Annotated in this window: 24 protein-coding genes and 1 tRNA gene; 15 read left to right on the top strand and 10 right to left on the bottom strand. The window is 62.3% G+C overall.

The window, feature by feature from the left end; translation table 11 throughout:
* Positions 1-18: 18 nt before the first annotated feature.
* Positions 19-108, bottom strand: a tRNA-Ser gene (locus tag F7P65_RS08540).
* Between the two features lie 147 nt (positions 109-255).
* Between F7P65_RS08540 and F7P65_RS08535 the strand changes: the two genes are divergently transcribed.
* The 10 genes from F7P65_RS08535 (at position 256) to mazG (ending at position 10,124) form a co-directional block, all read left to right on the top strand.
* A complete protein-coding gene (locus F7P65_RS08535) occupies positions 256-1,293 on the top strand; it encodes a lytic murein transglycosylase (RefSeq protein WP_150291316.1) in 1,038 nt (345 codons plus the stop codon).
* A gap of 78 nt (positions 1,294-1,371) precedes the next feature.
* On the top strand, positions 1,372-2,535 hold the full coding sequence (locus tag F7P65_RS08530; protein ID WP_150291315.1) for a D-alanyl-D-alanine carboxypeptidase family protein: 1,164 nt from the start codon (positions 1,372-1,374) through the stop codon (positions 2,533-2,535).
* Complete coding sequence (tmk, locus tag F7P65_RS08525) at positions 2,532-3,170, top strand: dTMP kinase (protein WP_240334241.1); 639 nt, start codon at positions 2,532-2,534, stop codon at positions 3,168-3,170. The genes F7P65_RS08530 and tmk overlap by 4 nt, the downstream gene beginning before the upstream one ends.
* Positions 3,167-4,153 carry an AAA family ATPase gene (locus F7P65_RS08520; protein WP_150291314.1) on the top strand — a complete coding sequence of 329 codons (987 nt, stop codon included), beginning with the start codon at positions 3,167-3,169 and terminating at the stop codon, positions 4,151-4,153. The genes tmk and F7P65_RS08520 overlap by 4 nt, the downstream gene beginning before the upstream one ends.
* A gap of 20 nt (positions 4,154-4,173) precedes the next feature.
* Entirely contained in the window at positions 4,174-5,736 is a 1,563-nt protein-coding gene (gene metG / locus F7P65_RS08515; protein WP_150291313.1) for a methionine--tRNA ligase, read from the top strand.
* A gap of 3 nt (positions 5,737-5,739) precedes the next feature.
* The gene (locus tag F7P65_RS08510; RefSeq protein ID WP_150291312.1) at positions 5,740-6,513 is read left to right on the top strand and encodes a TatD family hydrolase; all 774 of its coding nucleotides are present in this window, start codon (positions 5,740-5,742) and stop codon (positions 6,511-6,513) included.
* On the top strand, positions 6,510-7,301 hold the full coding sequence (locus F7P65_RS08505) for an MBL fold metallo-hydrolase (RefSeq protein WP_150291311.1): 792 nt from the start codon (positions 6,510-6,512) through the stop codon (positions 7,299-7,301). Before F7P65_RS08510 ends, F7P65_RS08505 begins: the two co-directional genes overlap by 4 nt.
* 5 nt (positions 7,302-7,306) lie before the next feature.
* Positions 7,307-7,915, top strand: a complete 609-nt coding sequence (locus F7P65_RS08500) for a retropepsin-like aspartic protease family protein (RefSeq protein ID WP_150291310.1) — start codon at positions 7,307-7,309, stop codon at positions 7,913-7,915.
* The gene (locus F7P65_RS08495; RefSeq protein WP_150291309.1) at positions 7,912-9,207 is read left to right on the top strand and encodes an MFS transporter; all 1,296 of its coding nucleotides are present in this window, start codon (positions 7,912-7,914) and stop codon (positions 9,205-9,207) included. The genes F7P65_RS08500 and F7P65_RS08495 overlap by 4 nt, the downstream gene beginning before the upstream one ends.
* 128 nt (positions 9,208-9,335) lie before the next feature.
* Positions 9,336-10,124 carry a nucleoside triphosphate pyrophosphohydrolase gene (mazG, locus tag F7P65_RS08490; RefSeq protein ID WP_150291308.1) on the top strand — a complete coding sequence of 263 codons (789 nt, stop codon included), beginning with the start codon at positions 9,336-9,338 and terminating at the stop codon, positions 10,122-10,124.
* Positions 10,125-10,136: 12 nt separating this feature from the next.
* Here mazG and hflX read toward each other — a convergent pair whose 3' ends face one another.
* The 7 genes from hflX to dusB form a co-directional block, all read right to left on the bottom strand.
* The gene (hflX, locus tag F7P65_RS08485; protein ID WP_150291307.1) at positions 10,137-11,468 is read right to left on the bottom strand and encodes a GTPase HflX; all 1,332 of its coding nucleotides are present in this window, start codon (positions 11,466-11,468) and stop codon (positions 10,137-10,139) included.
* A gap of 63 nt (positions 11,469-11,531) precedes the next feature.
* Positions 11,532-12,014, bottom strand: a complete 483-nt coding sequence (gene hfq / locus F7P65_RS08480; RefSeq protein ID WP_150291306.1) for an RNA chaperone Hfq — start codon at positions 12,012-12,014, stop codon at positions 11,532-11,534.
* A gap of 144 nt (positions 12,015-12,158) precedes the next feature.
* Positions 12,159-13,532 carry a nitrogen assimilation response regulator NtrX gene (gene ntrX, locus F7P65_RS08475; RefSeq protein ID WP_150291305.1) on the bottom strand — a complete coding sequence of 458 codons (1,374 nt, stop codon included), beginning with the start codon at positions 13,530-13,532 and terminating at the stop codon, positions 12,159-12,161.
* Complete coding sequence (locus tag F7P65_RS08470) at positions 13,522-15,774, bottom strand: sensor histidine kinase (protein ID WP_150291304.1); 2,253 nt, start codon at positions 15,772-15,774, stop codon at positions 13,522-13,524. The genes ntrX and F7P65_RS08470 overlap by 11 nt, the downstream gene beginning before the upstream one ends.
* A gap of 97 nt (positions 15,775-15,871) precedes the next feature.
* Positions 15,872-17,317, bottom strand: a complete 1,446-nt coding sequence (ntrC, locus tag F7P65_RS08465; protein ID WP_150291303.1) for a nitrogen regulation protein NR(I) — start codon at positions 17,315-17,317, stop codon at positions 15,872-15,874.
* Positions 17,317-18,426: a two-component system sensor histidine kinase NtrB gene (locus F7P65_RS08460; RefSeq protein WP_150291302.1), complete on the bottom strand. Its 1,110-nt coding sequence runs from the start codon at positions 18,424-18,426 to the stop codon at positions 17,317-17,319. Before F7P65_RS08460 ends, ntrC begins: the two co-directional genes overlap by 1 nt.
* Entirely contained in the window at positions 18,423-19,442 is a 1,020-nt protein-coding gene (dusB, locus tag F7P65_RS08455; RefSeq protein ID WP_150291301.1) for a tRNA dihydrouridine synthase DusB, read from the bottom strand. Before dusB ends, F7P65_RS08460 begins: the two co-directional genes overlap by 4 nt.
* A gap of 106 nt (positions 19,443-19,548) precedes the next feature.
* Between dusB and F7P65_RS08450 the strand changes: the two genes are divergently transcribed.
* Positions 19,549-20,715, top strand: coding sequence for a bifunctional 2-C-methyl-D-erythritol 4-phosphate cytidylyltransferase/2-C-methyl-D-erythritol 2,4-cyclodiphosphate synthase (locus F7P65_RS08450; RefSeq protein WP_150291300.1), 1,167 nt, complete (start codon positions 19,549-19,551; stop codon positions 20,713-20,715).
* 4 nt (positions 20,716-20,719) lie between these two features.
* On the top strand, positions 20,720-21,238 hold the full coding sequence (locus F7P65_RS08445; protein ID WP_150291299.1) for a CinA family protein: 519 nt from the start codon (positions 20,720-20,722) through the stop codon (positions 21,236-21,238).
* On the opposite strand, the gene F7P65_RS08440 is transcribed toward F7P65_RS08445, so the two are convergent.
* On the bottom strand, positions 21,184-21,660 hold the full coding sequence (locus F7P65_RS08440) for a type II toxin-antitoxin system RatA family toxin (RefSeq protein ID WP_150291298.1): 477 nt from the start codon (positions 21,658-21,660) through the stop codon (positions 21,184-21,186). The genes F7P65_RS08445 and F7P65_RS08440 overlap by 55 nt on opposite strands.
* A 4-nt stretch (positions 21,661-21,664) precedes the next feature.
* Entirely contained in the window at positions 21,665-22,630 is a 966-nt protein-coding gene (gene lipA, locus F7P65_RS08435) for a lipoyl synthase (protein WP_150291297.1), read from the bottom strand.
* 38 nt (positions 22,631-22,668) lie between these two features.
* Between lipA and F7P65_RS08430 the strand changes: the two genes are divergently transcribed.
* The 3 genes from F7P65_RS08430 to F7P65_RS08420 are packed head-to-tail and all read left to right on the top strand — an operon-like array spanning position 22,669 to position 24,336.
* Positions 22,669-23,319 (top strand): carbonic anhydrase, encoded by a 651-nt coding sequence (locus F7P65_RS08430; protein ID WP_150291296.1) that lies wholly within the window; start codon positions 22,669-22,671, stop codon positions 23,317-23,319.
* 1 nt (position 23,320) lies between these two features.
* The gene (locus F7P65_RS08425; RefSeq protein WP_150291295.1) at positions 23,321-24,055 is read left to right on the top strand and encodes an NYN domain-containing protein; all 735 of its coding nucleotides are present in this window, start codon (positions 23,321-23,323) and stop codon (positions 24,053-24,055) included.
* Positions 24,055-24,336: an acylphosphatase gene (locus tag F7P65_RS08420; RefSeq protein ID WP_150291294.1), complete on the top strand. Its 282-nt coding sequence runs from the start codon at positions 24,055-24,057 to the stop codon at positions 24,334-24,336. The genes F7P65_RS08425 and F7P65_RS08420 overlap by 1 nt, the downstream gene beginning before the upstream one ends.
* The last annotated feature ends 15 nt before the right edge of the window (positions 24,337-24,351 follow it).

The raw sequence follows: 24,351 nt of genomic DNA, 5'->3' as shown, positions 1-24,351 counted from the left end.
GGGGGGGGGGGGGGGCTTTGGCGGACAGGGTGGGATTCGAACCCACGGTGAGCGTAAACCCACGGCGGTTTTCAAGACCGCTGCCTTAAACCACTCGGCCACCTGTCCGTCGCCACGCTTCCTAGCGACACAAACCGCCATGCCAAGCGGAAAATCGTCAGCGGGGCTTTCATCGCCATTATATGCCCATGCGCCAATAAGGGGATTCACCTTGCGGCATCGCTGTGCAACAAAAGGGGACAAGGAGATTCTTCAATGCGTTCGTCGATAGTGTCGCTGTTGCTGGGCCTGACCACGATCATGGTGGGCAGTCTGGCGACGGACAGCGCGATGGCGCAGGGGGATGCCGGATTTCGCGGCTATCTTGAATCCATTCGTCCTCGCGCCCGCGCAATGGGCATCAGGGATGCGACACTGAACGATGTCTTTGCAACGCTGACGCCCAATCCGCGCGTGGTTCAACTGGATCAGAATCAGCCCGGCGGAGGCGCCTATGCGCCGATTCCCAATTTCGAACCCTATCGCCGCCAACATGTCGACGCAGCGCGCATCAGCCGGGGCCGTACCGCCTATCTTGCCAATCGCGCCCGGCTCGCCCGGATCGAAGCCGAAACCGGCGTGCCGGAAGAGATCATGGTCGCCATTTACGGCCATGAGACCAATTATGGCGCCTATACTGGCGATTTCGACCTGATCCGGTCGCTGGCGACGCTCTCCTATGAAGGCCGTCGCCGCAGTTTGTTCGAACCTGAACTGCTCGCGACCCTCAAGATGCTGGACAACGGCGTACCCCGCAGCCGTCTGGTCGGCAGTTGGGCGGGTGCCACCGGTTATCCGCAATTCCTGCCCAGCGTTTATCTGCGCCTGGGCAAGGATGGCGATGGCGACGGCAGGATCGATATCTGGAACAGCGAAGCCGATGCCCTTGCCTCCATCGCCAATTATTTCGTCCATGCCGGTTGGCGGCGCGGGCAACCCTGGGGCATCGCCGTGTCCGTGCCCGCTGGCCTCGATCGTGCCTCTGTCACCGCACGGACAAATCCGGCTCGCTGCGAACGCGTGTTCAACCGGCACAGCCGCTGGCTCAGCATGGCCGAATGGCGACGCATGGGGGTGGTTCCGACCGGCGGAAGCTGGCCTGCCGACCGAGTGATGGCGACCCTGCTGGAACCCGACGGTCCCGGCAAGACCGCCTATCTGCTCACCAGCAATTACCGGGCGATCCTGGATTATAATTGCTCCAATTTCTATGCCTTGTCGGTCGGCTTGCTGGCGGACGCGGTCAAGCAATAGACCTCTTTGCGATTGGCCCCGTCAGGGCTAATGAAAACCAAGGCCCATCAGAATCCATCAATCCGAAGGCAGTCCTGCATGAAGAAGTCCGTCGCCGCCCTCCTTTTCGTCGGCTTGCTTTCCCAGCCGCTGGTGGCTGCCGCGCCGCCCTATACCAGCGAAGCGCCGATCGCCTATATGAAGGACCTGTCCTCGGGCGCCGTGCTCTTTGATCAGGGCGGCGAAACAAGGATTCCGCCGGCATCCATGGCGAAAATGATGACGGTGCACGTCGCCTTCCGCCTGATCCAGAAGGGCGATCTGAAGCTCGACCAGAAATTTACCGTTCGCCCGGAAACCTGGCAGAAATGGCATGGCCCGCAGGCCGGATCGACCATGTTCCTTTCGCCCGGCGAGCAGGTGTCGGTCGAAAATCTGCTGCACGGCATCGTCACGCTGTCCGGCAACGACGCCTGCGTCGTTCTGGCCGAGGGCATCGCTGGCACCGAACCGGCGTTCGTCGCCCTGATGAACCAGGAAGCCAAGCGCCTGGGTCTCAAGAATAGCAATTTCGGCACCAGCAATGGCTGGCCGGACGAGGGCGTAACCTATGTAACGGCACAGGATCTCGCCTTGCTCGCGGAAGCGACGATCGAGGAAACGCCGAGCCTCTACAAGAAATTTTACGCCACCCGCGCCTTCACCTGGGGCAAGACCATGGGCGGGGCCGACATCGAGCAGGGCAACCGAAATCCCATTCTGGGCAAGGTGCAGGGGGCCGACGGCCTCAAGACCGGACATACGGAAGAAGCGGGCTATGGCTTCACCGGTTCCGCCGAGCAGGAGGGCCGCCGTCTGGTGATGGTCGTCGCCGGGCTCACAAGTTCGAACCAGCGTATCGCCGAATCCGTGCGCTTCATGGACTGGGGCTTCCGCGCGTGGAAGGCGCAACCGCTGTTCAAGAAGGGCCAGACGGTCGAAACCGCCGAGGTCCAGTTAGGCAGCACCACCAAGGTCGCGCTGGTCGCCCCGCAGGATATGGCCGTGACCCTGCCGCGCGCCGCTTCGTCCCAGATTTCGGTCAAGGTTGCCTATACCGGCCCGATCAAGGCGCCTATCGTCAAGGGGCAGAAAATCGCGCAGCTTATCATCTCCACGCCCGACACCCCGCCGCAGATTCTGCCGCTGGTCGCGGGTGAGGACGTGTCCGAAGCGGGTATTTTCTGGCGTCTGTGGAACGGCCTGAAGTCGTTCTTCGGGTGACAATTCGGACGGCAAAGGGCCGTTTCATCTCTCTGGAAGGCGGGGAGGGGGCAGGCAAGTCGACCCAGCTTCGGGCGCTTGCCACCGCTCTTCGCGCGCGTGGTCTGGAAGTCGTCGAAACCCGCGAACCGGGCGGCAGCGAGGGCGCGGAGGCGATCCGCACGCTGTTGCTGACGGGCGGTGCCGACCGCTGGAGTCCACGCGCCGAGGCGCTGCTGTTCGCTGCCGCGCGCGCCGACCATGTCGAAAAGACGATCCGTCCGGCGCTCGACCGGGGGGCCTGGATCCTGTCGGACCGCTTTCTGGACAGCAGCCGCGCCTATCAAGGCATGGGGGATTTGACAGACGCCGACATATTGGCGCTGCATCGCATTGGCAGCGGCGGTTTCCTGCCTGACCGGACCCTGTTCCTCACCTTGCCGGAAACGGAGGCAACGGCCCGCACCCGCAGCCGCGACGGCGACGCGGCCGACCGGATCGGCGGCCGGGACCGCGCCTTTCATCTGGCCGTGGCCGACGCCTTCACCCGCTTTGCGCAGACTGAGCCGGAACGCGTGCGCGCGATCGACGCCTCGGGCGATGCCGACACTGTGACAGAACGCCTGTTGCTTGCCCTGCAAGACCTTCTGCCATGACGTCACTTCTGGGGCATGACGAGCAGGCCCGTACGCTCCTAGGCGCAGCGCGCAGCGGCCGCCTGCATCATGGATGGATCCTTGCCGGGCCGCGCGGCATCGGCAAGGCCAGCTTCGCCCGCGCCATGGCCCTGCGCCTGCTGGCCGAAGCCGCCGGTGCGGCCATGCCCGACGACGGGCTCGACGTGCCGCAGGATCATCCCATTCGCCGTCTGTTCGAGGCGGATGCCCATCCCGACTATGCCGAACTTTTCTGCCTGGAAAAGGACAGCGGCACCGCACGCAACATCACTGTTGATCAGATTCGGGGGCTCCAGCGCCTGATCCAGTCCGCTCCATCCATGTCCGCGCGCCGTGTCGTCGTTATCGACAGCGCCGACGATCTGGAGCGGGGCGCCGCCAATGCGCTGCTGAAAAATCTCGAGGAACCGCCCGCCGACATGCTGTTCCTGCTCGTCAGCCATGCGCCGGGACGCCAGCTGCCGACGATCCGTTCCCGCTGTCGAACCCTTCGTTTCGATATATTGAGCGAGGAAGTCATGCGGACGGTGCTCCGCGGCGAGAAAGGCGACCTGTCTTCAGCTGAACTCGATGCTCTGGTGCGCGCCGGGGAAGGCTCGCCCGGCAAGGCGTTGCGCTATGCCGGACTCGACATAGCGGACATGGAGCGCTCCCTGGCGGCCATCGCAGCCGATGGCGATCCCGGCAACCGTCAACGCCTTGCCCTCGCCAAATCCCTGGCGTCCAAGGCTGCGAAGCCGCGTTACGAAGCCTTTCTCGAACGGGCGCCGGCCTTTATCGCCGCCGCAGCCCGGCTGCGCGAGGGCGCCGATCTCGGCAAGGCGCTCGACCATTGGGAGGCGGCACGGCAACTTGCCGGTGGCGCCGTCATCCTCTCGCTGGAACCGGGCGCGGTCGTCTTCGAACTGGCGGGTCATGTCGCCGCTCTCGCCAATGGAAAAGCGGCTTTGCGCGGGGCTTAACAACCGCTAGGGAAGGCCGCATGTCCAAGCCCTACACCATTACCACCGCTATCAGCTATCCCAACGGTCGCCCGCATATCGGCCATGCCTATGAAGTGATCGCCACCGACGCGATTGCCCGTTTCCAGCGGATGATGGGCCGCGACGTATTCTTCCAGACCGGAACCGACGAGCATGGGTTGAAAATGGCCCAGACCGCGCGCAACCGAGGTATCGAACCGCGAGAACTGGCCGACGAAATGTCAGCCTATTTCAAGGTTATGAACGATGATTTGAACATCAGCTATGATCGCTTCATCCGGACCAGCGAGCCGGACCATCACAGCGCCAGCCAAGCCATCTGGCAAGCGATGGAGGCCAATGGCGATCTTTATCTCGGCCGTTATGAAGGCTGGTATTCCGTCCGCGACGAAGCCTTTTATGACGAAAAGGAACTGATCGAAGGGGAAGGGGGCCAGAAACTGTCGCCCCAGGGCACGCCGGTCGAATGGACGGTGGAGGAAAGCTGGTTTTTCCGCCTGGCCGCCTATCAGCAGAGGCTGATCGACCTCTACACCAGCCAGCCGGATTTCATCCAGCCCGACAGCCGCCGTAACGAGATCATGCGCTTTGTCGAGGGGGGGCTTTCCGACCTCAGCGTTTCGCGCACCAGCTTCGACTGGGGCGTGAAGGTGCCGGGCAGCAATGGCCATGTCATGTATGTTTGGGTGGACGCGCTCACCAACTATTTGACCGGCTGCGGCTACCCCGACGACGCCGAACGCATGGCCCGTTATTGGTCGGAGGGCGGCGATATCACGCATATCATCGGCAAAGATATTGTGCGTTTTCATACAGTTTATTGGCCAGCGTTCCTGATGAGCGCGAATTTGCCTTTGCCGAAGAAGGTGTTCGGTCACGGCTTTCTCCTCAACCGGGGGGAGAAGATGTCCAAATCGCTGGGCAATGTGGCCGACCCGATGGAACTGGCCGAGCGGTTCGGCGTCGACCAGTTGCGCTATTTCCTGTTGTCCGAAGTCACCTTCGGCAATGACGGCAGCTACAGCGCGGAGGCGATCGTTGCCCGATCCAATAGCGATCTGGCGAACAGTTTCGGCAATCTTGCCCAGCGGACGTTGAGCTTTATCGCTAAAAATCTGGAAGGCCGCCTGCCCGAACCCGTCGCGCAGGATGTGGACAGCGACCTCCTCAAGACCGTTGTAGAAGCGGCGCAAACCTTCCAGAATGCCATGGCCGATCTTGCGCCTTCGGCCGCCATAGAGGCGTGGATGCGTGCCGTCTTCGCCTGCAACGCCTATATCGACGCCCAGGCACCCTGGGCGCTCCGCAAGACCGATCCGGCTCGGATGGAAGCGGTTCTGGCCACCCTCTATGAAGCCATCGCCAATCTTGCCATCATGATCCAGCCGGTGATCCCGGCCAGTGCCACGGCTTTGCTCGACCAGATGGGACTGAGCGGAGAGGGACGGTCTTATGCGGTCATCGGCGCCGACTGGTATGCGCAGCTTCGGGCTTCAGGCTTCATCCTCAACCCGCCCAAGCCGCTGTTCCCGCGTCTCGACCTGCCTGCCGAAGAGGCATAAGCCATGCTGATCGATAGCCATTGTCACTTGAATTACAAAGGTTTGATCGAAGATCAGCAGAATGTTCTTGAACGTGCGCGCGCGGCCGGCGTGCGTCTGATGCTCAACATCGCCACCCGGGAAAGCGAATGGGACGATGTGCTGAGTACGGCGCTGCGTGAACCCGATGTGTGGGCGACCGTTGGAATCCATCCGCACGAGGCGGACGAACATCCCCATATCGATACCGCCAAGCTGGTCGAGCGCGCATCGCATCGCCGCGTTGTCGGCATCGGGGAAACGGGCCTTGATTATTATTACGACCATAGCGACCGCGAGCGGCAGCAAAGGAGCTTCCGTGCCCATATCGTGGCGTCGCGTGAAACCGGCCTGCCGTTGATCGTCCACACCCGCGATGCGGAAGAGGATACGCTGGCCATCATGCGCGATGAAATGGGGAAGGGGGCCTATACCGGCGTCATCCATTGTTTCACCGCCAGCGGAGCCTTTGCCGACGCGGCGCTGGAACTGGGATTTTACATCAGCATTTCCGGCATCGTGACTTTCAAAAGTGCCCGGGATTTGCAGGAAACCGCCGCGCGCCTGCCGCTGGAGCGGTTGCTGGTGGAAACGGATTCGCCTTTCCTCGCCCCGGTGCCCCATCGCGGCAAGCCCTGCGAACCTGCCTATGTGGCCGACACCGCCCGCTTTCTCGCCCAATTGCGGGGTGAGAGCCTTGAGCAACTGGCCGAGGCGACCTCGGCGAATTTCCACACCTTGTTCAGCAAGGCCGAATGAGCCTCAAGCTGACCATTTTGGGCAGTGGCACGTCCTCTGGCGTGCCACGGATCGGCAATGATTGGGGCGCCTGCGATCCGGCTGAGCCAAGAAACCGGCGGACCCGCGTATCCATTTTGGTGGAAAGCCCATCCACGCGCATTCTGGTTGATACGTCGCCCGACATGCGCGCGCAGTTGCTCGCGGCCGATGTCATCGACATAGACGCGATCCTGTGGACCCACGACCATGCCGACCACAGCCATGGCCTGGATGAGGTGCGCCAGCTTTACCATCATCGGGGAACACCCGTTCCCGGCTATGCCCGCGCCGAAACCCTCGCATTGCTGAAGCAACGCTTCGGATATGCCTTCGATGGCCGCCATGGCTATCATCCTACCATTGAAGCGCATCTCCTTCCCGATGGCTTGCGCATCGGCGACATCGACATTGCCTGCACCGATCAGCCCCATGGCGAGATATTCTCGACCGGATTTCGATTTACACATGGCAGCAGGTCTGTCGGATATGCTACTGATTTCCATAACATGACGGCAGATATGCTGGCGTTATACGATGGCCTCGACATCTGGGTCGTGGATGCGCTTCGCGAACGGCCGCATCCCACCCATGCCCATCTGGCATTGACTCTGGATGCCGTAGAAGCGCTCCGCCCCGGCCGTGCCATATTGACGCATATGGACCACAGCATGGACTATGCGACATTATGCGCCACCCTCCCGCGGGGCGTCGAACCGGGTTATGACGGCATGGTGGTGGAGTTGGGCGCAAAAGCAAGCGGGGACTAAAGGCCATGAACAGCGATCAGGCGATGTCCAGCCTTTGGTATATGCTGGCGCTCGTTCTGGTCGGATCGGCCCTGCTGGCGCGCCGTGCGCCCATGAGCGGCATGCTGCGCATGGCCATGATGTGGGTCGTAATCTTCGCGGCGCTGCTGGGGCTTTTCAAGATCGGCGAGAAATACGGCCTGTTTTCCAGCCGCAGCGGGGCGGGGGGCGGCTTGCCCGCGGCACCACCCCCCGCGCGCGTAGACGGGCAGGCCCTCCATATCCCCATAGCGGCGGACGGCCATTATTGGGTCGAGGGCAGCGTCAATGGCTCGCCAGTCCGTTTCCTGATCGACAGCGGGGCCAGCGTCACGGCCTTGTCCGTTGCGTCCGCCCGTACGGCCGGTCTCAATTTCGATCTTGACGCGTCCGGCGTCAGCATGATGACCGCCAATGGGAAAATCGATGCCAAGCGTTCGACCATCGCCACGCTCGCGATCGGCCCGATCCGGGCAAGCGACCTCGACATCGTGATTTCACCCGCCTTTGGCGATGTGAATGTGATCGGCATGAACATGCTGTCGCGCCTGAAAAGCTGGGGCGTCCAAGGGGGTGAAATGGTGCTGACACCATGACGGCACAGTTGACGGCGCCCGACCGGCGCCAGCGCCTGAAGGCCATTATCGGCGGCTCCACCGGCAATCTGGTGGAATGGTATGACTGGTATGCATATTCGGCCTTTACCCTCTATTTCGCGCCGCATTTCTTCCCAAGCGAAGATCGCACCGCGCAGTTGTTGAGCGCTGCGGGCATATTCGCAGTGGGCTTTCTGATGCGGCCGATCGGCGCCTGGCTCATGGGCGTCTATGCAGACAGGCACGGGCGAAAGAGCGGACTGACGCTTTCCGTGGCGCTGATGTGCGCCGGATCTCTGTTGATCGCGATCACGCCATCCTATCGGGCAATCGGCATGGGCGCGCCCATGCTGCTGGTGCTGGCCCGGCTGATGCAGGGATTGTCCGTGGGCGGCGAATATGGAGCCAGCGCGACCTATTTGTCGGAAATGGCGGGCCGGAGCCGACGCGGCTTTTTTTCCAGTTTCCAATATGTGACGCTGATCGCCGGACAGCTCGTCGCGATCTGCGTCCTGCTCATTCTGCAAGCCACGCTCAGCGAAGCGGAATTGGACGCCTGGGGCTGGCGCATTCCGTTTGCGATTGGCGGCGCACTGGCGGTGATCGTCTTCTGGCTGCGGCGGGGTCTTTCAGAAACGCAGAGCTTTGCCAAGGCCAAGGCGGTAGGCGCGCCTCAATCCGGCTTCGTCGAACTTGTCACCCGCCATCCTCGCGAAACGCTAACAGTGATGTTGCTGACGGCGGGCGGCACGATCGCCTTTTATTCCTATTCCATCTACATGCAGAAATTTCTGGTCAACACCAGTGGTCTGAGCCGGGAAACTGCATCCCAAATCAATGGGATAACACTGTTCCTTTTCATGCTTCTGCAACCATTGGCCGGCGCCTTGTCCGATCGCATCGGTCGCAAGCCGCTGATGATCGGCTTTGGCGTGCTGGGGGTGATCGGCACTTATCCGATCTTCGCGACGCTGGCCGTGACCAGGGATCCCGTGATCGCGGGAATGCTGGCGATGTTGGGGCTTGTGATCGTGACCGGCTATACATCGATCAACGCCGTGGTGAAGGCGGAGCTTTTCCCGGCGCATATCCGCGCGCTGGGTGTCGCGCTGCCTTATGCACTGGCGAATACCTTGTTCGGCGGCACGGCGGAATTCGTCGCGCTGTGGTTCAAGCAAATGGGGGTAGAGCAGGCGTTCTACATCTACGTCACGGCGATGATCGCGATATCGCTGATCGTTTATATCCGCATGCGGGATACGCAGCGATACAGTCAGATTTTGGAGGATTGATCCGGTCCGGAATGGCTTACATTTAACATAATATATATTATCGAATATAATAATCCATTTCCTCTTCTGGCCATCGCCCCGGCAAAACCCTATTCCTGAAAAGACAAAGTCGCTATTCAGGACCTCTCATGTCTTCCAAAGCCAAGGCGAGTCCCGCCGACATCATGCCGCTTGCCAATGTCATGGCACGGCTTCGCGATCCGGAAACCGGCTGTCCATGGGACATCCAGCAGGATTTCGGCAGTATCGCACCCTATACGATCGAGGAAGCCTATGAGGTTGCAGACGCCATAGAGCGCGACGATATGGCGGCGTTGCGCGATGAGCTTGGCGACCTGCTTCTTCAAGTGGCATTCCACAGCCGCATGGCTGAACAGAGCGGTCACTTCGCGTTGCAGGATGTGATCGACGGCATCACGGAAAAAATGATCCGCCGCCACCCTCATGTTTTTGGCGAAGGCGCGGTCCGGGAGGACGGGCATGCGCAATGGGAAGCCATCAAGGCAGCCGAACGGGCCGACAAGGACCCCGATCCCAGCGCGCTTGCTGGCGTCGCCATTGCATTGCCCGCCCTGCTCCGCGCCGAGAAACTTCAGAAGCGTGCGGCCCGGACAGGGTTCGACTGGCCCGATATCGGCGGCGTCATCGACAAGATCGAGGAAGAACTGGAAGAAGTACGGGCGGCTACCTCTCAGCAAGATCGGGAGGAGGAGATTGGCGATCTGCTCTTTGCCGTTGTCAACCTTGCCTGCCATTTGAACGTCGATCCCGAAGCCGCCCTGCGCGGTGGCAACAGCAAGTTCGACAGGCGTTTTCGCGCCATGGAAAATATGGCGGGAGACAGTTTCCCAACCCTTCCGCTCGATCAGAAGGAAGCCTTGTGGCAAGAGGCGAAACGGCGGTTGAAACGGGACTGATCGCGCCTGTTCTCAATTTCCCCGACGTTTGAGGAAACGCGCCATCGCCGAGTCCGAGAGCCGGACATCGACCAGCATGTCCTCGCCTTCCGCGCGTGTGCCAATCACCTCGCCATGTTCGTGCAGCCAGGCCATTGCCGCGCCGTCAGCCAGCGGGAGGCGCAACTGGTGAACCTGCGCGCCAGCAGTCAGCCGTTTGCTGATCACCCGTTGAAGGCCATCGACCCCCTCGCCCGTCAACGCTGACAGGATCACAACATCATCCCGCCGCGCTGCCGTTTCACGCACCGTTAGGGCGGCGTCTTCATCGAGCAGGTCCAGCTTGTTCCAGGCCTCGATGATCGGCGGCGGCTCATGTCCTTCGCCTGCCTCGAGCGCCCCTTCCCCTGCCACGCCCAGTTCGCTGAGTACGTCGAGCACGTCGTCGCGCTGCGCCTCCGTATCGGGATGGGCAATGTCGCGCACATGAACGATCAGGTCGGCCGAAAGCACCTCCTCCAGCGTAGCGCGAAAGGCCGCGATCAACTGCGTCGGCAGGTCCGAAACGAACCCCACCGTGTCCGACAATATCGCCTTGTCCAATCCCGGCAGCGCAATCTGCCGCATGGTCGGATCGAGCGTCGCGAACAGCAGATCCTCCGCCATGACGTCAGCCCCGGTCAATCGGTTGAACAGCGTCGACTTGCCAGCATTGGTATATCCGACCAGCGCGATCACCGGCCAAGGCGCCCGCTGACGTCGGGCGCGATGCAGGCCGCGCGTCTTCGTCACCTGATCCAGTTCGCGGCGGATCTTCGCCATGCGGTCGCGGATCATCCGGCGGTCAGCCTCGATCTGGGTTTCACCGGGGCCGCCCAGGAAGCCGAAGCCGCCACGTTGCCGCTCCAGGTGAGTCCAACTGCGAACCAGCCGCCCCGCCTGATAGTCGAGATGCGCCAGTTCGACCTGAAGACGCCCCTCATTGGTCGCGGCCCGTTCCCCAAAGATTTCCAGGATCAGGCCCGTCCGGTCGATGACCTTGGTTTCGGTCGCCTTTTCCAGATTGCTCTGCTGCACCGGGCTGAGCGCATTATCGACAATGACCAGTTCGGCCTCTTCCATGCGGGCGAGCGTCGCGATCTGATCGACCTGGCCGCTGCCGAACAGGGTCGCGGGCTTGCGCTCGCGCACGCGGAAGGCCTGCGCCGCCCGCACATCAATGCCGATGGCGAGAGCAAGGCCCCTCGCCTCCTCCAGCCGCGCGTCGCTATCGCGCCGTTCCGGCCCGTGGACATCGGCGCGCACGACAACGGCCCGCGCGCCACGCGACACCTCATCAGCGGAATCTCTGTTGAAAACTGCCATATCGGCTTAACGCTTCTGCCCCCGGCCCGCTTCCGTCAAGTCAGGGCCGGGGGCAAAAAGCGATCAATCCTCGCCCTCGCCTTCGCCGGAGAGGTCAAGATTATGCAGCGGCTGCACGGTCGAAATCGCGTGCTTGTAGACAAGCTGGACCATCCCGTCCCGCTCCAGCAACATGCAGAACAGGTCGAAAGCCGCGATTTCACCCTGCAACATCACGCCGTTCACCAGGAACATAGTGACGGGGCTGCCGGACTTTCGCACCGCGCTCAGGAAGATTTCCTGAAGCAGCTTCGACTTGCTATTGCCGTCGCTCGCCTTGCGCAGATCGGCAAGATCCATGGATTGCGCCGGCATGACGGTGGAGATCGCATGCTTGTACACCAGTTGCGACTGTCCGTCCCGACGCAGCAGCACGGAAAAATTATCGAACCAGGTAATAATACCCTGCAATTTCACGCCCTTGACCAAGAACATGGTCACCGGCGTCTTGCTCTTGCGCAGGCTGTTCAGGAAGATGTCTTGAAGGTTGTTCACTTTGTCGGCCATGGTCTTCGCCAGTCCTTTATTGGCGGGACGTTACCCGCTCTCGCACTCCTGGGCAGAGTGTCTTGCCTGCTCCCGCCTGTCGGAAGCAGCGCGAACCTACCGCAATTGCGAAGAGCCGTCCATGCCCTGATTGGGTGAAAGCAATCAGCCGTCCTTCCCATCCGTAATACCCAGCAGCTTCAACTTCCGGTGCAGCGCGGACCGTTCCATGCCGATGAAGGTAGCCGTGCGGGAAATATTGCCCGAAAAACGCCGGATCTGGATACGCAGATATTCGCGCTCGAAACTCTCCCGTGCTTCGCGAAGCGGCGCGCCCATGATGGCGGATTGGCCCATCCCTTCCGAATTGCCGTTGCTGGTGAGCTCGGCCGGGAGCATGTCCAACTCGATCCGCCCGATCCGCTCGCCCGGCGCCAGGATCATCGTGCGTTCGATGACGTTGCGCAGTTGGCGGACATTTCCCGGCCATTCATTGGCCTGCAACGCCGCCATGGCGTCACTCGCGATCTCGGGCGGGGAAACGCGTCGTTCCGCGGCGAAGCGCGCCAGATAATGTTCGACCAGCGGCGGAATATCGTCGCGCCGATCGGCCAGTGGCGGGATCACCAGCGGCACCACGTTCAACCGGTAGAACAGGTCCTCGCGGAACCGCCGCTCCTCGATTTCGGTGGCAAGGTTGAGCGCAGTCGAGGAAATGACGCGCACGTCCACTTTTACCTGCCGCTGCCCGCCCACGCGAGTAAAGCTCTGGTCCGTCAGCACGCGCAGGATCTTTGCCTGTGTCGTGAGCGGCATATCGGCTATTTCGTCGAGATAAAGCGTGCCGCCATGCGCCTGCTCCAGATAGCCCGGACGGACCAGACCGCTTGGGTCCTCGACCCCGAACAGTTCTTCCTCGACCCGATCGGGGTCCATGCGCGCGGCCGCGACGATGATGAAGGGCGCATCCGCCCGCCCGCTCCAGCTATGGAGCATCCGCGCCGCGACTTCCTTGCCCACGCCCGCGGGGCCTGAGATCAGCACGCGGCTACCGGTTCCCGCCACCTTCTTGATGGTCGCCCGCACGGCGTTGATCGCCGCCGAGGTGCCGGTCAGTTCGTCATCCTGCCCAAAGCGGGCGCGCAGCACCTGATTTTCCCGCCGCAACCGCTCCGTCTCGGTCGCGCGCGATACGAGATGCAGCAGCCGGTCCGCCTCGAACGGCTTTTCGATAAAGTCAGCAGCCCCCTTGCGAATGGCGGCGACGGCCGTGTCGATATTGCCATGGCCGGAAATCATCAGCACAGGGATGGTCGCATCGCGCCGCTTGATCTCGTCCAGCAGTTCCAGCCCGTCGAGCTTCGACCCCTGCAACCACACGTCCAGCAGCACCAACGAAGGGCGCCGCGCGTCCAACGCCTCCATTGCGCTGTCGCTGTTCGCCGCGGTGCGGGTTGTGAAGCCTTCATCCTCAAGCACGCCCGCGACCAGATCGCGAATGTCCTCTTCGTCATCGACTATCAGAATATCAAGCGCCATTGGCCGTCACTTTTCCCTTGGGCATGGCGATCACCTGCCCCTCTTCCAATTTTTCCAGCACGGCAACCGGGAAGCGCAAGGTCACGCGCGCCCCGCCGCCTTCGGCATCGTCGAAACGGATTTCACCCATATGCTCCTCGACAATCTTCTTGACGATGGCGAGGCCCAGACCCGTACCCTTGGTCCGGGTCGTCATATAAGGCTCCAAAATGCGCTCCCGCTCGGGCGGCAGGCCGATGCCATTGTCCTGCACCGAAATCAGCAGATTGCCGTCGTCACGGTCCACCGTCATGCACACGCGCCCTCGCGACAAGCCGTCATCGGCGGCCGGTTTCGGCTCGATGGCTTCCACCGCATTCTTGACGATGTTGGTAAGCGCCTGGCCCAATTGCCGCCGGTCGCAGACCATTTCGACATCGCCGTCGTGCGACCGATATTCGAAGCGGATATCGGGATGGGCCACTTCGTGCAGGAACAGTGCGTGGCGAGCGATGTCGTCGATCCGCTCCCGCCGGAACACCGGCTTGGGCATGCGGGCGAAGGAGGAAAACTCGTCCACGATCCGCCGCAAATCGCCCACCTGCCGAACGATGGTTCCGGTGAGGCGGGCGAAGGTCGCCTTGTCGCTCGTCACCTCTTCGGAATAGCGACGTTGCAAGCGCTCGGCCGCGAGTTGGATCGGCGTCAGCGGGTTCTTGATCTCATGCGCGATCCGCCGCGCCACGTCCGACCAGGCGGCGCGGCGCTGGTCGGAAAGCTGCTGGGTAATGTCGTCGAAGGTCAAAATATGCCGCGACGCATCTTCCGAGACCTTCACGGCCAGAGTCCGCACATCGCCATGCGCGCGAATCTGTACAATTGCCGCCCCATCCTCCGACTCGATCAACGCAGCGAGTTCCGGCGACACATCGGTCAGCGGACGCCCCACCGGATCGTCGCCCTCCCGCGCCAATATCTCCGCCGCCGAGCTGTTGAGCAGCAGGATCACGCCATCGCGATCCACCGACAGCACGCCCGCCGACACCCCGGACAATATCGCCTCGATAAAAGCGCGGCGTTCGTCCAACTGGCTGTTAGCGGCCACCAGTGCTCCGGTCTGCGCCTCCAGCCGCTGCGTCATCCGGTTGAAGGCGGAGGCCAGGGTCCCGATCTCATCGCGCGCCTGCGGACTGGTGACGCGCGCGGAAAGGTCGCCCGCGGTGATCCGCCGTGCCGCCATCACCAGTTCATTGACCGGCCGCACCATCCAGTCGGCCACTTTGAGCGCGATGTAGACCGCGACGCCGACCAGCAACAGCGATCCGACGAACAGCATGATGTTGAAGCGCAACTGAAGAGCCCGTGATTGAGCGGCGAAAATGTCGTAATCGGACAACACCTTTTGCGCCCTCTCGACATTGCTGAACGCGGTCGAGCCGGAATCACGCGTCGCATAGAGGTAGATTTTCGCATTCGGATAGAGCAGCGTCACCGCTTCGATCTGATTGGGCTTGGCCGCGACCACGACATTTTCGCCGGTTTCCAGCCGCTTGATGACATCGGCGGACAGCATCTCCGATGCGGGCCGGCTGTCGGGATCGACCGTCGCCGCCGTGCGCGCCACACCGTCCTTGCCCACCTCTATGATCGCGGAGCGGTTCAGCTTCCGGGTTACGACCTGATAAATATACCCTTCGGCAAAGCGCGGACTCGATACCTTCGACTGCGTCAGATAGTCGCGCAGGTCGCTGGCCATGGTGGTGGTTTCGTCGCCCACTTCCCGCAAATTCTGCTCATAATAGCCGCGCGCCAGATCGCTCGCATTTTGCAGCATTCCGCGCGCGCTGTCGGAAAACCAGAATTGCACGCCATATTGGAACAGCAGGGAGGCAAAGATCACCACCAACAGCATCGGCACGCTGGCGACGATGGAGAAGATGGCGACCAGCCTGACGTGCAACTGCCCGTCGCTGCCGATGGCCGACTGCGCCGCTCGCCGCTTCGCCACGCGCCGTCCCAACAGCACCAGCAACGCTATGGCCGGCACCAGATTGGCTACCAGCAGCAGCGCGACGATCGGCGGCGTCAACAGCGTGTAGGATTGCCCCTGGCCCGCCAGCAGAAAATAGGTGATGCCCGCCATCCCGAGAAACAGGATCAGCGTTACCGCTTCCACCACTGCGGCCAGGCGACGGCGGAGGAAGGGCGGAAAATGCCTTTTCCAGGCCCGGCGACGTACCGGGAGAGTTACTGCGCCTGCCATAGTGGCTTGGTTACAACATTAATGTGCCCGATCAAACACAGTAATTGACGCAGCGGACGCTTCCGGTCGGAAAGTGCTGTCGCTTCGTCCCAGCGCTTCAATCGCCGATCCGAAGCTGTAGAGGGTCCAGTCCATAGTCGGTCAATTTCTTGCGCAAGGTATTGCGGTTGATCCCCAGCAGCCCGGCGGCGCGGATCTGGTTTCCGTCCACGCTGGCCAGCGTTTCCTGGAACAGGATCGGCTCGACAACCGCCAGCAGATCGTCATGCAGATTGCGGTTAGGCTGTGCGATACCGATGCCCAGCTGGCGCTTCGCCCATTCCCGCACCGCCTGTCCCAGCAGGTCGGCGGGTGCGGCATGATCGGCCGACAGGGCATCCAATGGCAGGCTGTTGCGCAGGATGTCCGCCGTAATCACATTTTCGCGGCTGAGCACGGCAAGCCGCTGCATCAGATTCTGCAATTCACGCACATTGCCCGGCCAGTGATAGGCCATCAGCAATCGCGCGGCCGCTTCCGACAGCGATTTGCGCGGCAGCCCCTCCTGCGCGGCCCTATCCAGGAAATGGCGGGCCAGCAGGACCACATCCTCCCGCCGTTCGCGCAGGGCCGGCAGGGCGATGGGCACGACATTCAGCCGATAATAAAGATCCTGCCGGAAGCGGTTCTCCTCGATCAGCCTGGGCAGGTCCTTGTTGGTGGCGGCGATGATGCGGACGTTCACCTTGACCGATTTCGACCCGCCGACGGTCGTCACTTCACCTGATTGCAGCACACGCAGCAGGCGCGTCTGCGCCTCCATCGGCATGTCGCCGATCTCGTCGAGGAACAGCGTGCCATCCTGTGCTTGCTCGAATTTGCCGGCGGTCCGGGCGTGGGCGCCGGTAAAGGCCCCTTTCTCATAACCGAAAAGTTCCGCCTCGATCAGTTCGCGTGGAATGGCCGCCATGTTGATCGGCACAAAGGGCTTGTTCCGCCGCTGGCCCAGACTGTGGATCGCCTCCGCCACCAGTTCCTTGCCAGTCCCGGATTCGCCCAGCACCAAAATGCTGAGATCGTTCGACAGAACCCGCGCGATCGTCCGATAAACCTCCTGCATGGCCGGCGATCGCCCCACCAGCGGCAGGCCATCATGGGGCAGGCCTGCGTCGGCCGCATCATCATCGGCCTCTTTTCTGACCCCCAGCGCATCGGCCACTGCGCGCGTCAGTTCGTTGAGGTCGAAAGGCTTGGGCAAATATTCGAACGCGCCCTTTTCCGTGGCCCGGATCGCCGTGTTCAACGTATTCTGTGCCGACAGAACGATGACGCTGAGCGCAGGCCGCTGCTCCAGAATCCCCGCGATACCTTCCAGTCCGTCGCCATCGGGCAGCATGACGTCGGTGATCAGCACATCAGGCGAAAAGCTCTCCAGCAGCGCGCCCCGCTCCCGGATCGAGGCAGCGGTCTTGACCCTGTGCCCCTGTCGCCGCAACGCTTCGCCAACGACCAGGCAGATCGCCGGATCGTCATCCACCACCAGAATCGCGCCAATCGCCGCCATCAATCCATTCCCATCGGCAACAGGATGCGGAAGGTGGATTCCCCCGCTTCCCTGTCGCGCGAATATTGAACGAAACCATTCATGTCCCGCACCAGCTTGTCCACCAGCGCCAGCCCCAGCCCCGTCCCGTCCCGTCGCCCGGTGATGAAGGGATTGAACAGATGGTCGAGAATATGGTCCGGGACCCCCGGCCCGTTGTCGACCACCAGAATCTCGATGGGCAACACCGCGCTGCCCTTGCCCTTGCCCACCACGACGGACACGCCATGGCGAAAGGCTGTCTCGACGCGAATGCAGGGCTTCTCCCTATGCTCCAGCGCTTCGGCGGCATTTTTGAGCAGGTTGATCATCACCTGCACCAGCGCATCGTCATTGATATTGGCAAATGGCAGCGATGGATCGTAACTTTTTATAATACGGATATTTTTCGCAAATCCCGCAGCGGCGATATTCGCCGCGCGATCAATCAGCGGATAGATGTTGCCGCTTCTGCATTCCAATGTCCGGTCCGTCGTGAAATCCTGCATCCGGTCGATCAAAGCCGCGATGCGGTCGACTTCATTGCAGATCAGCTGGGTCAGGGCGGTGTCCCGCCCGCCATTGCCCGATTCCAGCAATTGCGCCGCGCCGCGTATTCCGGACAGCGGATTCTTGATCTCATGCGCCAGGATCGCCGCGGCGCCGATGGCAGAGCGTGCGCCGCCGGTCGTGCCACGATGGCCGATCTTGCGCGCCTGGCTCTGACTGTGGATCGACACGACCCGCCAGCCGTCATGATCGACGATGGGGGAGATCATCAGATCGACCTCCATCTCCGCCGTACGGCCGGCATGCACGCGTATATCATAGGCCGCAATCGGCTTGTCGCTGTGCCAGATATCGAAACGCGCGCCCACTTCCGCGATACGGATGGTCCGCGCCACATCACTGCCGACAATGGCGGATCGCGCCATGTTGAGCAGCGTTTCCGCTCTCACATTGGCGTCGGCAACGCTGTTATCCGGTCGGATCACTAGCGTCGCCACGGGCAGCGCGGTCATCAGCTCGGAAAGCGATGGCCCATCCTGTTGCGGTCGAAGCGACGGGATGGTCGTCATGTCTGCCGTCATGCCGCCTTGCGCGTCTCGACCGGCCCTTCTTCGGCGATCAGCGGTTCGTAGAAGCGCGCCAGCATGTCGAGCACGACATCGCCGTCGGGTTCCTGATTCACGGCGTTGCGAAACTCGGCCGATCCCGGCAGGCCCTTGGTATACCAGCCGATATGCTTGCGGGCCATATTGACACCCGTGTGAATGTCATAATGCTCCAACATTGCGCGATAATGTTCTGTAATTACGCGATATTGTTCTTCCAAGGACGGGTCGGTCAGACGCTCCCCAGTCCGGAACCAGTGCATGACCTGCCCGATCAGCCAGGGCCGCCCATAAGCGCCGCGCCCGATCATCACGCCATCCGCGCCACTCTGTTGCAGCGCCGTTTCGGCGTCATCGATGGAGCAGATATCGCCATTGACGATCACCGGCAGCGACACCGCATCCTTGACGCTGCGCACGAACGCCCAGTCCGCCGACCCCTTGTACATCTGACAACGGGTCCGGCCATGAACGGTGATGAGCTTTGCGCCCAAATCTTCCGCGATGCGGGCCAGTTCCGGCGCATTCAGGCTGGCATGGTCCCAGCCCATTCGCATCTTCACCGTGACGGGTACGTCGACGGCCTTCACCGTCGCCTCGATCAGGGAAGCCGCCAGTGGCAGATCCCGCATCAGCGCGCTGCCCGCGTCGCCATTGACGACCTTCTTCACCGGACAGCCCATATTGATGTCGATGATCGCCGCGCCGCGATCCGCGTTGAGCTTCGCTGCCTCCGCCATTTCCAGGGGCGAACAGCCGGCAAGCTGCATGGACACGGGCTCTTCCAGCGGATGCCAGGCAGCCTTTTGCAGCGATTGCCGTGTTTCCCGGATCATCGCGGCGGTCGCGATCATCTCCGTCACATTGAGGCCCGATCCATAACGCCGCACGAGCGTGCGGAACGGCATATCCGTCACGCCGGTCATCGGTGCCAGCACCACCGGCATGTCAATCGTCACCGGACCAATGGAAATGGGGGAAAGCGTCGTCATCAATCTGTCACTGCCTAAAAAACAGGCAGCCCTTAGCCGAAATCGCCCCTGACGGCAAGCAAAGCGGGTCTGGCGATCCGCCGCACCGTGCGATACATGGCCCGCCATGACAGAAAAAACCGTCGCATTGCTGGTCGCAGCAGGTCAAGGGAACCGCGCGGGCGGCGAAATTCCCAAGCAATTCCGCCTCATCGGCGGCAAGCCGGTCCTGGCACATGCCGCCGATGCCATGCTCGCCCATCCCGGTATCGATTCCATCACGATAGTGGTGGGCGCCGGGCAGGAAAGCGCCGCCAAGGCAGCCCTGGCCGGACGCGCCATCGCCGCCATTGTCGAAGGCGCCGACAGCCGCCAGGGGTCCGTCCGCGCGGGACTCGAACACATCGCCGTTTCGGGCGGCGCGGCGCGCGTCCTCATCCATGACGCCGCCCGCCCCGGCCTGCCGGCAACCGTCATCGACCGGCTGTTGGTCGCATTGGAACGTGCAGTCGGGGCCGTTCCCGTCCTGCCAGTGGCGGACACGCTGGTTCGCCATCAGGACAATCGCGCGGGCGAAGTGGTGAACCGCGATGCGCTGGCCCGCGTACAGACGCCCCAAGCCTTCGATTTCAGCACAGTGCTGGCGGCTCACAGAGCCTGGGACGCTGACCGGGAGGCGACCGACGATGCGCAAATGGTGCGGCATCAGGGCCATGACGTCATGCTCGTGGCGGGAGATGAAAGGTTGGAAAAATTGACCTATCCGCAGGATTTCGCCCGGGCCGAACGCAGCCTTGGCGCCGCGCGTGGCATCCGCGTCGGCATGGGCTATGACGTCCACCGCCTCGCCGACAAGGAGGAACTTTGGCTGGGTGGCATCCAGATTCCCCATGATCGCGGTCTTTCCGGCCACAGCGACGCCGATGTCGCGCTCCATGCGATTGTCGATGCCTTGCTGGGGGCGCTGGCCGAAGGAGACATTGGCAGCCACTTTCCGCCCAACGATCCGCAATGGCGCGGAGTCGCCTCCTCCCGTTTTCTGGAATATGCGGCCGAGCGTGTCGCGAAACGGGACGGCTTCATCGAACATATCGACCTGACGATCATCTGTGAGGCGCCCAAGATCGGCCCGCATCGCGATGCCATGCGTGCACGGATCGCGGAAATCCTGAGCCTGCCGCTCGACCGTGTCAGCGTGAAGGCCACCACGACCGAGCGGCTGGGTTTCGCCGGTCGTCGCGAAGGCATTGCCGCACAGGCTGTTGCCACGCTCTCCCTCCCCGCGCTATTCTGACGCCATGCCTGACAGCATCCTTCCCGCACCGCTTGTCGACCTTGCCGAGCGCGTCATCATCGCCAACCGCCGTGCCGGTCGCACCATTGCCGTGGCAGAGAGTTGCACCGGCGGCCTGGTTTCCGCAGCGCTGACCGAGATCGCCGGATCATCGGAAGTATTCGAAGCCGGATTTATTACTTATTCCAATGACATGAAGAATGAACTTCTGAAAGTTTCGCAGGATGTCATCGAAACCTTCGGTGCGGTTTCCATCGCCACGGCCTGGGCGATGGCACAGGGCGCGCTGAACAAGAGCCACGCCAATGTCGCTGTCGCGATCACAGGCATAGCCGGGCCGGGCGGCGGATCGGAGCAGAAGCCGGTCGGCACGGTTGTCTTTGCCCGTGCCGAGCGGGGCGGCAACCCCGACAAGGTCGTCGCCGACATGCATCATTTCGGGGATACTGGCCGGGGCGGCGTACGCCTTCAGGCAGCGCTCTGCGCGCTCGAACTGCTGCTGCCCGACTCGCCCGCGCCGTAAAGCTCCGCCGCGCGGGTTTCGAAGGCGCCGATCATCTTGCGCAGCGCCTTGTCGAACACTTGGCCCGCGAGCATCTCGAACAGCTTGCTCTTGAATTCGAACTCGACTTCGAAATCCACCAGCACGCCGCCCTTGCCGTCGTCGCGGAAGCTCCATTCATTGTGAAGATGCTTGAGCGGCCCGTCGAGATAATCGACGCGCACATGGTCGGGTCGATGCTTGTGGACGCGGGAGGTGAAGCTCTCCTTGATCCCCTTGAACCCCACAATCATGTCCGCGATCATTTCCGACTCGCTGTCGGACCGGACACGGATGGCGCTGACCCAGGGCAGGAATTCGGGATAGGCTTCGACATTCGCCACCAGGTCGAACATCTGTTGGGGCGTATAGGGCAGCGGCCTTGTTTCGTTATGCTTGGGCATCGCGTTACTTGGCGGCCTTCGCCAGCTGCGCCTCACGGGCCGCGCGCATTTCGGCAAAATCCTTGCCCGCATGATAGCTCGACCGGGTAAGCGGGCTGGACGCCACCTGCAGGAAGCCCTTGGCCCGCGCAATCGCCGCATAGGCGTTGAACGCCGCCGGGGTGACGAACTCCATCACCTTGGCGTGCTTGGGCGTGGGCTGAAGATATTGCCCCATGGTCAGGAAATCGATGTCGGCCGAGCGCATGTCGTCCATCACCTGATGGACCTCCAGCCGTTCCTCGCCCAGACCCAGCATGATGCCCGACTTGGTGAAGATCGACGGGTCGAGCTTCTTCACCGTCTCCAGAAGGCGCAGCGACGCATAATAGCGCGCGCCGGGACGGATGGTCGGATAAAGCCGGGGCACTGTCTCCAGATTGTGATTATACACGTCCGGCCGCGCCGCGACGATCATTTCGACAGCCCGCTCATGCTTGTTGCGGAAATCAGGCGTCAGGATTTCGATGGTCGTGTCCGGAGTCGTGCGGCGCAGGGCCTCGATCACCTTCACAAACTGCGAAGCGCCGCCATCGGGCAGATCGTCGCGGTCGACCGAGGTGATGACGATATGCTCCAGCCCCATTTCCGCACAGGCGTCCGCCAGATTCTGCGGCTCATTGGGATCGACCTTGCGCGGCATCCCGGTCTTGACGTTGCAGAAGGCGCAGGCCCGCGTGCAAACATCGCCCAAAATCATCACGGTCGCATGCTTCTTGGTCCAGCACTCCCCGATATTCGGGCAAGCCGCCTCCTCACATACCGTCGCCAACCCCTTGGCCCGCATCAGCTTGCGGGTTTCGTGATAGCCGGGACTCGTCGGCGCCTTCACGCGAATCCAGTCGGGCTTGCGGGCACGTTCGGGACGTTCGGTGGGCACGGGGATCGGGGCAATATCGGTCATGCGCCCCAGATAGCGATGCAGGGACATACTTGCCAGCCCCTAGATTGTCCGGCACAGAGCGCGACATGACCGACTTTGCCGACATGCTCGCTGGCTATCGCCGTTTCCGCAACACCGGTTGGGCCTTGCAGCGCGAGCGATGGGACGAACTTAACGAAGGGCAAAGCCCCCGCGTCATGGTCATCGCCTGTTCCGACAGCCGAGTCGATCCGACCCAGATCTTCGACACCAGCCCCGGCGAGATCTTCGTGGTCCGCAACGTGGCCGCGCTGGTACCGCCCTTCGAAACCAATCCCGGTCGCCATGGCGTATCGGCCGCACTGGAATTTGCGGTGCAGGTGCTGAAGGTGGATGAGATCGTCGTCATGGGCCACGGCAAGTGCGGCGGCTGCAAGGCGGCGCTGAGCCAGGCTTTGAAGGACTCGCCTCCGGGCGAAGGCGGCTTCATCCACAGCTGGATCGAACTGCTCGACGATGCGCGCGCAAAGGTGGTGGAGCGATTCGGCGACGACCGCAGCCGCGATGCGGAACGTGCCATGGAGCAGGAAGGGGTGAAGGTCAGCCTCGAAAATCTGCGCACCTTCCCCTGCGTCCGGACGAAGGAACGCGATGGCGAGATCAAGCTGATCGGCGCCTTCTTCGCTATCGCCGACGGCCAGCTCCATCTGCTGGACGAGGAAAGCGGCGAATTCCATCCGGCCCCGCTGGAGGTTTGACATGACGGCACCGATCCCCAGCGGCAATGTGGCCCTGTTGATCGACGCCGACAATGCTTCCGCCGACCATTTCGACCCGGTGCTGACCGTTCTGGCGGAGCTGGGCACCGTCAACATCCGCCGCGCCTATGGCAATTGGAGCAAGCCCACGCTCAAGGGCTGGGCCAATCAGGCGGTGACGCAGGCCATCGAAACCCAGCAGCAGTTCGACCTCACAAAGGGGAAGAACGCCACCGACATGAAGATGACGATCGACGCCATGGACCTGATGGCATCGGGCCGCGTCACCGGCTTTGGCCTGATGTCGAGCGACAGCGACTTCACCCCGTTGGTGACGCGCCTTCGGCAGGAGGGCATTCCGGTCTATGGTTTCGGGTCGGCCAACACGCCCGAAGGTTTCCGGGCGGCCTGCACCCGCTTCATCGACGTCGGCGCACTGACAAGTTCACGCGATGCGCCGGTCGAGCCTGAAACGCCGGATAACGGCTCCGATAGTGACGATGGCGCGGAGGTCGCTCCCGATCTCGTCAAGCTGCTGATCGACGCCTACAACGCCGTGAAGCGCGACGATCAGGGCTTTGCCCGCCTCAGCGAAGTCGGCCAGCTTGCGGGCAACCGCTCCAGCTTCGACACCCGCAACTATGGTTTCAAGCGACTGTCCGATCTGGTCCGCTCGATCAAGAATTTCAAAGTGGAGAGCCGCGACGGCCAGACCTGGATCAAGCGAGTCCATTAATGGTCCCTATCGCCCGCCATCTGATGATCCTCGGTCGGGTTCAGGGCGTCTTCTACCGCAATTGGGCCGTGGACGAGGCGAGCAGATTGGGCCTCGCCGGCTGGGTCCGCAACCGCATGGACGGCTGCGTGGAGGTCCAAGTCGAGGGTTTGGAAGAGGCCGTTGCGCACTTCATCGCCCTCGCCCATGAAGGCCCACCGGCCGCCCGCGTTGCGCGCATCGATGTTTCGGATGCCGTCGTCGAAGGACTCACCTCCTTCCAGAAGCGGCCGACCTGCTGATCTTTGGGCCGCATC

The organism is Sphingobium estronivorans, assembly GCF_008692605.1.
GTDB lineage: Bacteria > Pseudomonadota > Alphaproteobacteria > Sphingomonadales > Sphingomonadaceae > Sphingobium > Sphingobium estronivorans.
This window is presented reverse-complemented; position numbering and strand designations above follow the sequence as displayed.

Excerpts from the sequence above, each read along its gene's own strand:
- F7P65_RS08535 (WP_150291316.1), top strand. The coding sequence starts at position 256 with ATGCGTTCGTCGATAGTGTCGCTGTTGCTGGGCCTGACCACGATCATG.
- F7P65_RS08530 (WP_150291315.1), top strand. The coding sequence starts at position 1,372 with ATGAAGAAGTCCGTCGCCGCCCTCCTTTTCGTCGGCTTGCTTTCCCAG.
- F7P65_RS08520 (WP_150291314.1), top strand. The coding sequence starts at position 3,167 with ATGACGTCACTTCTGGGGCATGACGAGCAGGCCCGTACGCTCCTAGGC.
- metG (WP_150291313.1), top strand. The coding sequence starts at position 4,174 with ATGTCCAAGCCCTACACCATTACCACCGCTATCAGCTATCCCAACGGT.
- F7P65_RS08510 (WP_150291312.1), top strand. The coding sequence starts at position 5,740 with ATGCTGATCGATAGCCATTGTCACTTGAATTACAAAGGTTTGATCGAA.
- F7P65_RS08505 (WP_150291311.1), top strand. The coding sequence starts at position 6,510 with ATGAGCCTCAAGCTGACCATTTTGGGCAGTGGCACGTCCTCTGGCGTG.
- F7P65_RS08500 (WP_150291310.1), top strand. The coding sequence starts at position 7,307 with ATGAACAGCGATCAGGCGATGTCCAGCCTTTGGTATATGCTGGCGCTC.
- F7P65_RS08495 (WP_150291309.1), top strand. The coding sequence starts at position 7,912 with ATGACGGCACAGTTGACGGCGCCCGACCGGCGCCAGCGCCTGAAGGCC.
- mazG (WP_150291308.1), top strand. The coding sequence starts at position 9,336 with ATGTCTTCCAAAGCCAAGGCGAGTCCCGCCGACATCATGCCGCTTGCC.
- hflX (WP_150291307.1), bottom strand. The coding sequence starts at position 11,468 with ATGGCAGTTTTCAACAGAGATTCCGCTGATGAGGTGTCGCGTGGCGCG.
- hfq (WP_150291306.1), bottom strand. The coding sequence starts at position 12,014 with ATGGCCGACAAAGTGAACAACCTTCAAGACATCTTCCTGAACAGCCTG.
- ntrX (WP_150291305.1), bottom strand. The coding sequence starts at position 13,532 with ATGGCGCTTGATATTCTGATAGTCGATGACGAAGAGGACATTCGCGAT.
- F7P65_RS08470 (WP_150291304.1), bottom strand. The coding sequence starts at position 15,774 with ATGGCAGGCGCAGTAACTCTCCCGGTACGTCGCCGGGCCTGGAAAAGG.
- ntrC (WP_150291303.1), bottom strand. The coding sequence starts at position 17,317 with ATGGCGGCGATTGGCGCGATTCTGGTGGTGGATGACGATCCGGCGATC.
- F7P65_RS08460 (WP_150291302.1), bottom strand. The coding sequence starts at position 18,426 with ATGACGGCAGACATGACGACCATCCCGTCGCTTCGACCGCAACAGGAT.
- dusB (WP_150291301.1), bottom strand. The coding sequence starts at position 19,442 with ATGACGACGCTTTCCCCCATTTCCATTGGTCCGGTGACGATTGACATG.
- F7P65_RS08450 (WP_150291300.1), top strand. The coding sequence starts at position 19,549 with ATGACAGAAAAAACCGTCGCATTGCTGGTCGCAGCAGGTCAAGGGAAC.
- F7P65_RS08445 (WP_150291299.1), top strand. The coding sequence starts at position 20,720 with ATGCCTGACAGCATCCTTCCCGCACCGCTTGTCGACCTTGCCGAGCGC.
- F7P65_RS08440 (WP_150291298.1), bottom strand. The coding sequence starts at position 21,660 with ATGCCCAAGCATAACGAAACAAGGCCGCTGCCCTATACGCCCCAACAG.
- lipA (WP_150291297.1), bottom strand. The coding sequence starts at position 22,630 with ATGTCCCTGCATCGCTATCTGGGGCGCATGACCGATATTGCCCCGATC.
- F7P65_RS08430 (WP_150291296.1), top strand. The coding sequence starts at position 22,669 with ATGACCGACTTTGCCGACATGCTCGCTGGCTATCGCCGTTTCCGCAAC.
- F7P65_RS08425 (WP_150291295.1), top strand. The coding sequence starts at position 23,321 with ATGACGGCACCGATCCCCAGCGGCAATGTGGCCCTGTTGATCGACGCC.
- F7P65_RS08420 (WP_150291294.1), top strand. The coding sequence starts at position 24,055 with ATGGTCCCTATCGCCCGCCATCTGATGATCCTCGGTCGGGTTCAGGGC.